Origin of the sequence: Roseibium sp., assembly GCF_965232425.1 — a bacterium.
GTDB lineage: Bacteria > Pseudomonadota > Alphaproteobacteria > Rhizobiales > Stappiaceae > Roseibium.
This window is the reverse complement of record NZ_OZ246971.1, coordinates 4,017,371-4,030,393: the sequence shown is the minus strand read 5'-3', so window position 1 is coordinate 4,030,393 and position 13,023 is coordinate 4,017,371. Positions and strand designations below refer to the sequence as shown.

The following is a 13,023-nucleotide window of genomic DNA, read 5'->3' as shown; positions in this document are numbered from 1 at the left end:
CAACAAATGCGGGACAATCGGAGCCCGCGCCGACTTAATGTACCTTATCGGCTTCACCTTGCGGCCTGCATTTCGTACAAGAAGTAAAAGCCTCTGAGAAGATGGCAATCAAAATCGGGTAACCGGATAGAATGACGCGAAGATTGCAAACTTTCCTGACGATTGCGGCGATCAGCTTTCTGAGTTCAACCGCAACCTCTGCACAGCCCGGCCGCACGGCGCCGAGCTTCGAGGGATGGACTGTGGATTGCGGCAATACCGGTGCCTGCTTTGCGTCGACCTTCACACGCAGCCAGTCTGTCTGGGTGGACGTGCGCATTGTCCGCGACTGGCAGGCCGAGGCGCAACCCCTCGTCCGGCTGACAACGAACACGCAACTGCCGCAGGAAGGCATGCTGCGCTTCGACGTCGACGGGTCGACGATCGAGGAATTGCCCATTGAGCAATTGCGCGAAATGCAGTCTGCGATCACGCCTCCAACCGGTTTCCGGCCCCTTGGAGGCGACGGTTTCTGGTATCCGGCCGGCCCGGCCTCGGTGACCCTTCTGGACGCAATGCAGAAGGGAAAGGTTCTGACCGTGCATTTGCCGGCAGGCGAAAGCACCGACCCGACATCCGTACCGGTACCGCTTCAGGGTCTGAAATCCAGCCTGCTCTGGCTGGACAACCGCCAGGATCGCACGGGAACGGAAGCGGCCATCGTCTCGCCGGGGACCAATCCCGCCAAGGATGCACCGCACGCCCTGCCGATCCTGAGCGCCGATCAGCTTCCGCCCGAGGTCGCAGCCATCTGGTCGGCCAACCGGCTTTGCTCGGCGATCGATCCCACCATCTTCGCAAGCCTGAACGCGGTGCGCGTCCCGCTCGCGGAAAGTGCGTCCCTCTATATTATCCCCTGCGGTGCCCCGACCCCCTACAACAGCCCTTATGTCGCCGTGCTGTCGGGCAAGGACGGTGCCGCCCGGCAGATCCATGTTGCCCGCATGTCGGAAAAGGGACCGATCGCCTCTGACCTGATCTACAACGCAAGGTGGGTCCCGGCGGATCAGCAACTCGTCAGCTATTTCAAGGGATCGGGTGTCGGCGAATGCGGCCTCTGGAACAGATGGTTCTGGAACGGCACCGGCCTTGTTCTGATGGAAGAAGCGACACGAAAGACATGTGACGGTACGGAACCTGACTTGTCCAATTGGTCAAGCACCTGGCCTTTAAAAAACTCGGCCGATTAGCCCGCCGACCAAGGAATTTCTTGCGATTTCATGCCTCACGCCCTTATGATGGTGCCGCAGCGGCTGGTGAGGGATGCGGCAAAGGTGTTTCAGCCCGATCCCAGAGTGTTGAACAGGCGCACCAGGTGCGCCCCGAGAAGTGACTCGACCGTGAAGGCGGGTGAGATTGGCTGGTATGTGCCGGAGGGGCACGGAAATTAAGGTGATTCAGTAATGCACGACGGCGATTCGGACCGGCGTTCGCGTGGTCGACGCGGCGGCAAGCGCGAGTTTGGCGGTCCGCAGGACTTCGGCAGCGATTTTGGCGGCGGCGACTACGGCGGTGACTATGGTGGTGGCCGCGATGGCGGCTATCGTGGCGGCCGCGACAATGATTTTGGTGGCGGCTACGGCCGCGACAACAACAGGGACGGCGGCTACGGTGGCGGTCGTGACGGCGGCTATGGCGGCGGCCGTGGCGGATACGGCGATGGCGGCGGCGGCCGGGATGGCGGATATGGCGGCGGCGGTGGCCGCGGCGGTTATGGCGGCGGCGGACGCGACGGTGGCTATGGCGGTGGCGGACGCGATGGCGGCGGCTACGGCGGTGGCGGTGGACGTGACGGCGGCTATGGCGGCGGCGGACGCGGCGGTTACGGCGGCGGCGGACGCGACGGCGGCTACGGCGGCGGTGGTGGTCGCGGCGGTTATGGCGGGCGTGACGGCGGCGACGGCGACGGGTTTCGTCAGGGACGTCCTCCCCGGCGGGACGGACCGCCCGTGGAACGCGGTCCGCGTCAGAGCGGAACCGTGAAGTTCTTCAAGACGGACAAGGGCTTTGGCTTCATCACGCCTGATGAAGGCGAAGCGGATGTGTTCGTGCATATCTCGGCGGTGGAACGTTCGGGGCTCGCGACGCTTGACAGCGGTCAGCGCATCTCCTTCGAAACCGAGCCGGATCGTCGCGGCAAGGGCCCGAAGGCGGTAAACCTGCAGGTGATTGAAGAAGGTGCCGAGGCAGGAGAAGCCGAGGACGCCGCACCCGAAACGGGATCGCCCGAAGAAGAATAAGGCCACATGGCCGGCAATACTGTAGTGAACGAGCGCAGCTTGGCTGCGCTCGTTCTTTTTCCGCACGTACCAACATTCCATGAGGGCAGACCGCGAAAACGGCAGGTCGGGCCTGCCCGGATGCATTTGCCATGACCCAGACAGTTTCTCCCGCAACGATCCGTCCGTTCGAACCCGGCGATCTCGGCGCTCTGCTATCGCTCAACAACGCGGCCGTACCGGCGGTCAACGAACTCGGCGCCGAAGAAATGCTCGACCTGATAGGCCAGTCGCTTCTGTGTCTTGTCGCACTTGCCGAGGACACACCGGTCGGCATGCTCCTCTGCTTCGGCGAAGGCGCGGACTACGCGAGCCCGAACTACCGCTGGCTCAGCGACAGGTACGAGCGGTTCGCCTACACCGACCGGATTTTCGTCGATGACACCCAGCGCGGGAAGAAGATTGGTGACGCGCTTTATTCCACGCTTTTTGAGCACATGCGGGGGACGGACCGCTGTTTCACCTGCGAGGTCAACGAACGCCCGCCAAATCCCGGCTCGCTGCGATTTCACGCCGGGCTGGGTTTCGAGGAGATCGGCAGGGCGGACAACGGTGCGACATCCGTCATTTACATGCGGCGCGATCCTGAACCTGCGCGATGACCCTCTTCTGGCCGGAATAGCGACATGAACTACAGACATGCCTATCACGCGGGAAACATCGGCGACGTGCTCAAGCATGCGGTGCTTGCCCGGCTGATCACCTATTTTCAACGCAAGGACAAACCGTTCCGGATGCTGGACACGCATGCGGGTATCGGCCAATACGATCTGACCTCGGAGGAAACGAGCAAGACGGGAGAATGGCAGCAGGGCATCGCCAAGGTGCTGCAGGCGGATATGCCGGACGCGGTCGAGCCCCTGCTTCGCCCTTGGCTGGAAGTGGTTCGGGATCTGAACCCGGGTGATCAACTGGAGACTTACCCGGGCTCACCCGTCCTGGCGCGGTGCCTGATGCGCAAATCCGACAGGCTGACGCTCACCGAGCTTCACCCGGACGATTTCAGAACCCTGTCGGATCTTTTTGCCGGCGACTTCCAGGTCAAGACCATTCATCTGGACGGATGGCTGGCCATGGGCAGCTTCCTGCCGCCTAAGGAAAAAAGGGGCTTTGTGCTGATCGACCCCGCCTTCGAGGTCACCGACGAATTTGAGCGAATGACCGGTGCGGTTCTCAAGGCCTGGAAAAAATGGACCGGCGGAACCTATGCGCTCTGGTACCCGTTGAAGGACATCCGATCGATCGGGCGCATGCACGACGCATTTGCCGCGTCCGGCGTGCGGGATCTGCTTTCAATCGAACTGCGGGCCGGCAAGAGCGGACCCGATACGAGGATGCTCGGCTCCGGAATGACGCTCATCAATCCCCCGTTTACGCTCGCCGATGAGATGCGGACACTCCTGCCCTGGTTCAATGACGTTCTGCACCAGGGACCCGGCTCAGGGTGGGACGTGACCCAACTGATTGGCGAATAACTGCATATTCTGGTCCTTTTGGCGCACCAAGTCCTTGACCTTGGGGCTTCCCTCCCCCATCGTCTGTCACACTGTTTGCCTCTCGGAGACCATGCCGTGCACATCGCCCGTTTCGCCCGATTGATCCTGTCCAGTCTTGCTGTCTGCGCCTTCCTCACCGTTCCCTCGGTCGCGGAAGAAAACCGCGCCTACCTCTCCTTGAGCGGCAAGAACCGTTTGCCGGAATGCACGGCCAACTCGGTGCAGAAGGCCGTTCGCAGATCTGTGGCGCGTGCTTACGCAGACTACTACGAGGGCAGGAAGATCGTCGGCATCGAGGAGATCACCGAAATCGCCTTCAAGGTGAACGAGGTCAGCCCGCTGGCACGCCGCCACTGCACCGGAACAGCCAACATGTCCGATGGCTCCCACCAGCACCTGCATTACCTGATCGAGGAACATGCCGGTTTTGTCGGTGTGAGCTGGAACGTGGAAACCTGCCTGTCCGAACTCGACAAGTGGCGTGTCTACGGGTCGCACTGCAGAACCACAAAGCCACAGTGAGCCGAACGTCATGGCTCTTTTGAGCCGGGCGGCCGGCCTGACGGCTTTTCTGATTTGGGTTCTGGCGTCGACGGCAAGCCTTGCCGATGAGCCCGGCGACTTCGATTTCTATGTGCTTTCCCTGTCATGGTCACCGACCCACTGCAAACAGGAAGGCGCGGACGCCAACCCGCATCAATGCGACGTTCGCGATCCCTTTCGCTTCATCGTGCATGGTCTTTGGCCGCAATATGAGCGCGGCTATCCCCAGACTTGCCGGGGCCCGAAGCGGATCGACAGGCGTATCGCGGTCGGCATGGAGGACATCATGCCCAGTCACGGGCTGGTCTTTCATCAGTGGCGCAAGCACGGAACCTGTTCCGGTCTCGATCCGGAGGACTATTTCGACCTGACCCGCCGCGCCTTTGAAAAGATTTCGATACCAGGTGCGTTCACGAAACTGCAGAAGCGGGGCAAGGCGTCTCCCCAGACAGTGGAGAAGGCCTTTCGTCTGGCAAATCCGGGCCTTGACGAAAGCGCCATGGCGGTCACCTGCTCCCGTGGCGAATTCGACGAAATACGGATCTGTCTGACCAAGAACCTCGAATTCCGGTCCTGCCCGAATGTCGACCGCCGTGGCTGCCGCGCCGACAGCCTGTCCGTGCCACCGCCCGGCCGATAGCAAAAGATCTTCTCAGGGCGTCACACCCCTCAGGTGCCGACCCGTCCCAGTATCAGGAGTAACTTCATGATGAAACTTCGCTCATCGCCCCCCTCCCCCTTTGGACGCAAGGTCAAGATCGCAGCGGCGATGCTCGGCCTGAAAGACCGGATCGAAGTCATCGAAGCCAACACCGCCGATCCGGCCGACAGTCTTCGGGGACAGAACCCGCTCGGCAAGATCCCCGCCCTGGTTCTTGAGAACGGCGACGTCCTCTACGACAGCGCCGTTATCCTGGAGTATCTGGACTTCCTGGCCGGCGGCAACAGACTGTTTCCGGAAGGTGAAGCCCGTTTCGCCGTCCTGCGCGATCAGGCCCTCGCCGATGGCATCATGGATGCCGCTTTGCTGCGTGTGTATGAAAAGCGTTTCAAGCAGCCCAACTATCGGGATCCGGCCTGGGACGCATACCAGGGCTCGAAAGTGGACCGTGGACTTGCCCACTTCGAAACGAACACCCCGACGGCTCCGGCAACCGCCGATGACGTCAACGCGGCCATGCTGACACTGGCCTGCGCGCTCGGGTATCTCGACATGCGGTTTGGCGATGGCTGGAGGGAAAACCACCCCGCGCTCGTTGCCTGGCTGACCGCCTTTGAGGCCGCCGTGCCTGCCTTTGCCGACACGCGTCAGCCGGCTGCACCCGTACCGGACAATGCTGCCGTTGAGCTTCGCTAGAGCATCGGGCGATAAGTGTGCATCGTTTGACCGAATCTCCTTTGCCCGCTGAGGAGGCGGATTGCGCGCCGTGGTGGGTTCATTTTCAAGCCTTTCGCGACGCAGCAGATGGCCAAAACGGCCAAATCCGAAGGACGGCAAATGGCTTTACCTCGCAGCGTCACCGCGCTTGACCGGGCAAAGGCCCGCTCTGCGCACGCTTCGTTGCGAGATTTTGCCATTTCTGCCGCCAAATTGGCTTCATTTATGGGTCCGTACCCTAGGCCGGTTTCGAGATCGGCTTAAGGCGTCGGCGTTTCGCCGTGTTTTCCCTGCAGCGGACGGCGTCCCTTTGCTTTGAGCAGGCGGCGTCCGCTTGAAACCGACTGGCCGAAGTCCCTCTGAACCGCGAGCAGTGCCGGAACGAGCAGGATCACCAGGAACAGGCCGACCCCCAATCCGTAAGAGAGGGTGATCACCGTCGGTTTCAGGAATTGTGCCTGCCGGCTGGTTTCAAAAAGCAGCGGTGCCAGACCGAATACGGTGGTTGCAGTCGTCAGGACGACGGCGCGCAGACGATCGCAGACCCCGTTGATGAGCGCCTGCCGGAACGGATGGTTGCGCGCATATTCATCGATCGTGGTCACCAGCACGATACTGTCGTTGATGATGATCCCCGACATGCCGATGAAGCCGACGACCGAGAACATCGACAGCGGCACTCCGTGAATATAGTGCCCCCACAGCATTCCGATCGAGCCGAACGGAATGATGATCATGATCATCAGGGGCCGCGTCCAGGATTCGAAAATCCAGCACAGCACCAGGTAGATGCCGGCCAGGCAAAGCGCAAAACCGACCATCGCGTCTGACAGGAAGGATCTCTCCTGTTCAGCCAGGCCCGCCATCTCGCTCTCGACATCGAACTCTGCAGCCAGTTGCGGCAGCAGCTCGTTTTCCAGGAAGGCGGTCACCCGGGCAGCCGCTTCCGGGTCGTCTTCGGAAACATCACCGCTGACTGTCAGGGTCCGCAACCCATCGCTTCGTCTGATGGACGCGAACCCGTAACTGCTGTCGGCCTGCACGATCTCGCTCAGGGAGACATAGGTTCCTGCCTCGGTGCGAATGCGCGTGGAATAGAGGAACGAGGCGTCCGTCTCCTCGTCCGGCATCAGAACCTTTACCTTGGCGGTGCGGCGGCCAACCGGGAATTCCGCAACCTCGATCCCCTCGAGGCGATTGCGCAGGATCCGCGCAACATCGTCGGTGCTGAAGCCGAGGGCTTCCCCCTTGGGCGTCAGGCTGAGGCTGAGTTCCGGCTTGTCATAGGCCAATGTATCTTCAAGGGCGCTCACACCTTCAAGCGGGGCAAGCGCCTGTTTCAGGCTTTCCGCCGCCGCCTTCAGGTTCTCCGTCGACGTTCCGTAAAGCCGGACATCGATCGCATCGCCGCCCGGACCCGAGCGCTCACCGCGCAGGGCCAGGGTTTCAAGCAACGGCGGCCGCTTGATTTCCTTGCGCCACTCGCCAATGAATTTGAACGCCGAATAGGGACGCAGGTCCGGGTCGATCAGTTCTATGGAAATCCCGCCCAGCTGGTCGACGTCCTTGCTGTCCGCGCCGCTCAGGCCCCGCCCGGCGGTTCCGCCAACGGTCGACAGCGCGAACTGGACCGGCTCATCGCCGTATTCTTCTCCGTAACGCTGATTGACGACATCGAGCGCCCGCTCCATTTCCGCGATCATCGCCTTGGTATCATCCCGGTCCGCGCCCGGCATCATGGCGATGCTGGCGGACACCACTGAGCGTTCCGGCGCATTGAAGAAGCGCCACCGGACGCTGCCGTCGACAAAAAGCGAGACGGACAACAGCAGCACCATGAACGCGAAGCCGAGCGCCGGATAGCGCACCGTCAGGATCCAGTCGATGAACCTGCGGAAGACCCGTTCCCTGAACCACACGAACCCGCGATTGAAGACCCGGTTCGGCATGTCGTACCAGCGCTGTTTCTTGCTGGCCGACAAGGCGTGGTTCATATGCGCGGGCAGGATCAGGAAGCATTCCACCAGACTGGCGATCAGCACCACGGCCACCGTGAACGGTATGTCGGCAATCAGTGTCCCGAAACGTCCGCCGATCGCGATCAGGCCGACAAACGCGATCAGGGTCGTTATCGACGCCGTGAAGACCGGAGCGGTCATGCGCCGCGCGGCGAGACTTGCGGCTTCCGCCGGCGGATATCCGCGCCGGTGGAGCGAATCCGCGTGTTCCCCAACCACGATGGCATCATCGACGACGATGCCGAGGCATATGATCAGCGCGAAGACCGAAACCATGTTGAGCGTCAGCCCGAAGGCGTACATCAGGCCGATGGTCGCAAACATGGCGACGGGAATTCCCGCCGCGACCCAGAACGCCGTGCGAGCGGACAGGAACAGGAACAGAAAGGCAAGAACCAGCCCGAGCCCGAACAGTCCGTTTTCGATCAGGATGTTCATCCGGTCGATGATGTTCTGCGACCGCGTTCGCGTCAGCTGAACCACGACGCCTTCGGGCAATGTCTTTTGAAATTCGGCGGTGATGCGCTCCACCGACCGCTGGATCGAAATCGTGTCTCCCTGGGCACTCCGGTCAACCCGCAGGACGACGGCAGGCATGCCCCGGTGATAATAGGCCCGGCCGCTTTCAACACCCTCGGTGACAATATCCGCCACGGAACGCAGTTGCAGCTTTTCGCCCTGGCTCGGGGCCTTGAGGACGATTTCCCCCAGTTCCTGTTCACTGCGGCGGGTCTGCCCTGTCCTGAGCCGCGCGCCGCTGCCGCTGACGTCTCCCGCCGGCGTCGTTTCCATTTCCGCAGCGACAACATCGGCAACGTCGCGCAAGGTCAGGTCGTGCCGGACCAGCATGCCCTCACCCACGTTGATCCGGATGATCGGATTTGCCAGTCCCTGGATCGACACCCGGGTGACACCACCGCGGAACAGCACCGTCTGCAGATCTTCGGCAAACCGTGCAAGCTGATCGATATCCACGGGACCGTAGATCACGACATCCGTTACGCGGTCTCTGTAGACGCCCCGGCTGACGACAGGTTCCTCGATCCCTTCGGGCAGGCTAGATCGCGCCTGGTCGACGGCGGCCTTGACCTCGTCCGTCGCCTGGCCCATGTCCCAGCCGTCTTCGAATTCGAGATTGATAGACGCGCGGCCTTCGCGCGACACCGAAGTCGCCTCGTCCACGCCGTTGATGGCCAGGAGCTGCGGGCCGAGGATCTCGACCACCGAGCGGTCGAGATCATCCGGACCGGCCCCCGGCCAGGAGATGTCGACATCGACTTCCTCGCGCACGAAATCGGGAAAGAACTGGGTCCTGATTTGGGATCCGGCTGCGATCCCTGCCAGAAGCATCAAGGCCAGAAGCAGGTTCGCCGCCGTCCGGTGGCGCACCATGTAATCCAGAAACGATGCAAATCGCGGTCCGCCGGGAGAACGCATTCAATCACTCCAGTCTCGGCGGGCGGAAAAGCACCGCCGGCCTGCCCTTGGATCCTAACCCTTGCGGCCCTGCCGCTGTTCCAGCCGGTCCACCAGATCCTTGGGCACCATGGGCTCGTTCAAAAGCGCAAGCAGCCGCGCCTTTCGGTTTTCGGGCATGTTCGAGTTCGTCAGTTGCGCGATCAGCGCCGCGCGCCTTTCCGGCTCAAGGGCAACGAGGTCGCCGGCAGGCTGGCCTGCACCTTCCGGCGCGCTTGCCGTGACCGGCGCGTCTCTCTCAGGTTTGCCATCGTCGCCGCGCCGCGGCGACACTTTCAGGCCCTTGCCGAGTTGCGGAAGGCGTTCACGCACATAGTCTGTCCCGAACGGAACATCCGCCAGCAGCACTTCGTTTCCCATGCGCCGCAGGACGCGCGTCGCGATTTCGTCAATGCGTTCGTCTTCCGTAACGATGAGAAGGCGGCCGTCCTCCGTCACGGCTGCTGCGGGAACTGCAACAACGTTGGCAAGTTCCGGCTCCTCGACCGCCACCTTGACGAAATCTCCCGGCCGCAGAACCGTCCCGGCCTCGATCTCGAGCGCGGCGAACAATGTCCTTCCGGCTTCGCCTTCAGAGACGATCGCGGCGGCCCTGTCGATGCGTCCGGGAACCTCGACGGATCTCCCGCCGAGCTGAAGCGTGACCGTGACGGGTGCCTTGACCAGCTTTCCGCTTTGATCGAGCAGACGCGAAAACTCCGCGGTCGACAGCGAGAACTGCACTTCCAGGGCCGTGGGATCGATCAGCATCGCCAGGGTTTCCGACGGGCTGACGCGGCGGCCAAGCGTGGCATCCACCTCCGCAAGATACCCGTAGAACGGCGCAGTCAGCGTGGTTTCCTGCAGCACACGCTCCGCATCCTCGAGGGCCAGCGTGGCGCGTTGAACCGTCAGGTCCATGCGCTCCACCCGCCGGCGCGCGGTGATGACCGATTGCAGCCTGTTGTGCAGCGACTGTTCCAGCGAAGCGACCGCCAGTTCTTCCGTTTCGACCTGAACAGCGGTCGAGTAACCCTTGTCCTTGAGCTGGGATTGCCGCTCCAGCGCCTGTTTGCGCAGGTCCAGCTGACGGCGCGCCGCTTCCAGTTCCTGTTCGGCGACGACGATGGCTTCTTCGGCCTCGGCCTTTTGCGCTTCGGCATCCGCAAGTGCGGCTTCGGCGTCGAGAAACTGGAACTCCGCGTTCGCCGGATCGATCCTGAGCAGCAGTTCGCCCTCTGCCACGGCGGCGCCGTCCCTGAACTTGCTCGCGACATCGACGAGGCGCCCCTCCGAGCTTGCCCGGAGCTGCAGCGTTCGCCAGCTCTCTATTTCGCCATAGGCGATCGTCACAGGGCTGATCGACTGCGGGGTAAGCTGCGCGACATTGACGGTATAGCTGCGCTCACGCGCCGGGCGCTCGCGTGCGGTCTCCTCGACCGTCATCGCGCCATACAACCTGTAGGCTCCGAAACCTGCGAAGCCCGCCATGATCGCCATCAATGCCAGACCGACAAGTCCGCGCATCAAAAACCGCATTCACCTCTCCACTCAAACCGTCCCGCCAGCCTGCCAGGGGCACCATCCTGACACCCAATATGGCGCGGGGACCCTGTTTTACCATGGACTTGGGGCAAATTTCGTAAAAGCTTGTATCCACTTGTAACAAAAAAACCGGTCCCTTCCGGGACCGGTCTTTTTTGTAGTCCGATGTGGCGGATGTCAGAACTTGTATCCGACACCGAAGCGCACGAGCTGATTGCTGAAGTCAGACGTCACGCCTGTCCCGTTCAGGTTGAAATCCTGATCGCCAAAATCCTGGTAGGCATAGTCGAGACGTGCGGTCACGTTGTTGGTAATTGCCGCTTCACCGCCGACACCGAGGGTCCAGCCGACAGCAGTCTTGCTGTCCTTGTCGCCGTTGCCGGAGACCTCAAGGTCCGCCAGTGCGAGACCACCTGCCCCGTAGACCAGATACCGGTCGAACGCGTAACCGATCCGGGCGCGGATGTTCGAGTTCCAGTCCGACTTGGACTTGAGCGACACGCCGCCCGCGGTCTTTGTGTCTTCCAGATCGGACAGGGTGAAGTCCGCTTCCGCGCCGACCACGACGTTGGGCGTGACCTGGTAGTTGTAGCCGGTATAAAGACCGCCCGCGACACCGTTTGCATCGGTATCGAGATTGGTGCCGCCAAACCGGTTGTCGAAACTGCCGAATGACCAGCCGAGATTGCCGCCGACATAAATGCCGGTCCAGTCGATGCTCTGCTGCTGAGCCGGAACCGCCTCATAGGCAGGGGCCGGAGCCTGGGGAAGGTCCGCCGCCAGAACCGGGGCGGTTCCCACTGTTGCGGCAGTCACTGCCAGGCCTGCAAGCGCAAGACGTTTCATGAATGATACTCCAGATCCATACTATCCATACTGAGCTGGCCAAGTTCCTTGACCAGGCAAGAGGGACGGTTATGCCGCGCCCTCACTCCCCCGGTAGGGACATATGGGGAGCGTTTGTGGCGGATCAGGATTTAGATTTGGGAGTTTTGATGACAAATCGGGGCAACATTCTGTCAAGGTGAACGTCACGTTAAGCGAGTTGCAATTTGCAATGAAACCGGAACAAAGATGCTTGTCCCCGGGTTTCCCCATACCAATCTATTGCGTATAAGGCGCCCAAGTGATTTGCGCGCTCCCTCCGAAACCGTGCGCGCAGACCACAAAAACCCGAACCGGAACTCGTAGATGCTGTTTGACTATATTAGCCTCGCTGGCGGATTGGTTGTGCTGATTATTGCCGGCGATGTCTTGGTCAGGGGCTCTGTGGGTATCGCTCAGCGGCTGGGAATTCCGAATCTGGTCATTGGCTTGACCATCGTCGCATTCGGCACATCGGCACCGGAACTGGTCATCTCCCTCAAGGCCGCGATGGAAGACGCCGGCGGCATCGCGATCGGCAACGTGGTCGGGTCGAACATTGCCAATGTTCTGCTTGTTCTCGGAATGCCGGCGCTCATTGCCGCCACACCGTGCGGAGAAGACGGCGCGACACGCAACGCCATGTTCATGGTTGCCGTCACTGTCGTCTTCATCGGTCTGTGCTTTTTCACGCCGATCGGGCTACTCGCCGGGATCGTGCTTCTGGTCCTTCTGGCGATTTTTCTGACCGCCTCCACGATCACCGCCCGCCGCCATCGAATGAAACAGAAGACGATTTCGGCCGCATCGGCAGGCGCTGCCGTCGCCGACGCGGAGATCGACGACGACGATACGCTGGACGACGTCGAGGACGTTCCGGATTCCGTCTGGATCGCGCTGGTCTACATCGTTCTCGGTCTCGTCGGACTGCCTTTGGGTGCGCATTTCACCATTACCGGCGCAACCGACATCGCGTCCCACTGGGGCGTCAGCGAAGCCGTGATCGGTCTGACGGTCATCGCGCTCGGAACATCGCTTCCAGAACTCGCGACAACGGTCATGGCCGCCATTCGCCAGCACGGCGCCGTCGCGATTGGCAATGTCATCGGTTCGAACATCTTCAACCTGCTTGCAATCATCGGCATCACGGCAGTTGTGGTCCCGATCGACGTCCCGGCCGAGGTTCTCAAACTCGATGTCTGGGTGATGCTCGCCTGTGCGGTGCTTCTGGCCGTGCTCGCCGCATTCCGCATCTGTCTGGGCAAGATCTCCGGCCTGGCCATGACGGCCGCCTACGGCCTCTATATTACCACGGTGTACATGCTCGGCCACGCCAGCTGACATTTCCGGCAGGAACCGGCACGAACGGCATGGGAATACCTCTTTCCCAATGAGCCGATGACGCT

Annotated in this window: 11 protein-coding genes; 8 read left to right on the top strand and 3 right to left on the bottom strand. The window is 61.6% G+C overall.

Annotation, left to right across the window (positions count from 1 at the left end; translation table 11 throughout):
- Nucleotides 1-131: 131 nt before the first annotated feature.
- The 7 genes from ACO08A_RS18335 (at nt 132) to ACO08A_RS18305 (ending at nt 5,714) form a co-directional block, all read left to right on the top strand.
- Nucleotides 132-1,229, top strand: a complete 1,098-nt coding sequence (locus ACO08A_RS18335) for a DUF1176 domain-containing protein (RefSeq protein WP_422037403.1) — start codon at nt 132-134, stop codon at nt 1,227-1,229.
- A 213-nt stretch (nt 1,230-1,442) separates the two neighbouring features.
- A complete protein-coding gene (locus ACO08A_RS18330) occupies nt 1,443-2,279 on the top strand; it encodes a cold-shock protein (RefSeq protein WP_422037402.1) in 837 nt (278 codons plus the stop codon).
- A 131-nt stretch (nt 2,280-2,410) separates the two neighbouring features.
- A complete protein-coding gene (locus tag ACO08A_RS18325; RefSeq protein WP_422037401.1) occupies nt 2,411-2,920 on the top strand; it encodes a GNAT family N-acetyltransferase in 510 nt (169 codons plus the stop codon).
- Between the two features lie 24 nt (nt 2,921-2,944).
- Nucleotides 2,945-3,793, top strand: coding sequence for a 23S rRNA (adenine(2030)-N(6))-methyltransferase RlmJ (locus tag ACO08A_RS18320; RefSeq protein ID WP_422037400.1), 849 nt, complete (start codon nt 2,945-2,947; stop codon nt 3,791-3,793).
- Nucleotides 3,794-3,889: 96 nt separating this feature from the next.
- Entirely contained in the window at nt 3,890-4,336 is a 447-nt protein-coding gene (locus ACO08A_RS18315) for a cytoplasmic protein (protein ID WP_422037399.1), read from the top strand.
- 10 nt (nt 4,337-4,346) lie between these two features.
- On the top strand, nt 4,347-4,997 hold the full coding sequence (locus ACO08A_RS18310) for a ribonuclease T2 family protein (RefSeq protein WP_422037398.1): 651 nt from the start codon (nt 4,347-4,349) through the stop codon (nt 4,995-4,997).
- Nucleotides 4,998-5,063: 66 nt separating this feature from the next.
- Nucleotides 5,064-5,714, top strand: a complete 651-nt coding sequence (locus tag ACO08A_RS18305; RefSeq protein ID WP_422037397.1) for a glutathione S-transferase family protein — start codon at nt 5,064-5,066, stop codon at nt 5,712-5,714.
- Nucleotides 5,715-5,995: 281 nt separating this feature from the next.
- Here the strand turns inward: ACO08A_RS18305 and ACO08A_RS18300 are convergent, their stop codons facing one another.
- The 3 genes from ACO08A_RS18300 to ACO08A_RS18290 form a co-directional block, all read right to left on the bottom strand.
- Entirely contained in the window at nt 5,996-9,190 is a 3,195-nt protein-coding gene (locus ACO08A_RS18300) for an efflux RND transporter permease subunit (protein WP_422037396.1), read from the bottom strand.
- A gap of 54 nt (nt 9,191-9,244) precedes the next feature.
- On the bottom strand, nt 9,245-10,747 hold the full coding sequence (locus ACO08A_RS18295) for an efflux RND transporter periplasmic adaptor subunit (protein ID WP_422037395.1): 1,503 nt from the start codon (nt 10,745-10,747) through the stop codon (nt 9,245-9,247).
- Nucleotides 10,748-10,930: 183 nt separating this feature from the next.
- Nucleotides 10,931-11,599 carry an outer membrane protein gene (locus ACO08A_RS18290; RefSeq protein ID WP_319383414.1) on the bottom strand — a complete coding sequence of 223 codons (669 nt, stop codon included), beginning with the start codon at nt 11,597-11,599 and terminating at the stop codon, nt 10,931-10,933.
- A gap of 345 nt (nt 11,600-11,944) precedes the next feature.
- On the opposite strand from ACO08A_RS18290, the gene ACO08A_RS18285 reads away from it, so the two are divergent.
- On the top strand, nt 11,945-12,958 hold the full coding sequence (locus tag ACO08A_RS18285) for a calcium/sodium antiporter (RefSeq protein ID WP_422037394.1): 1,014 nt from the start codon (nt 11,945-11,947) through the stop codon (nt 12,956-12,958).
- Nucleotides 12,959-13,023 lie beyond the last annotated feature (65 nt).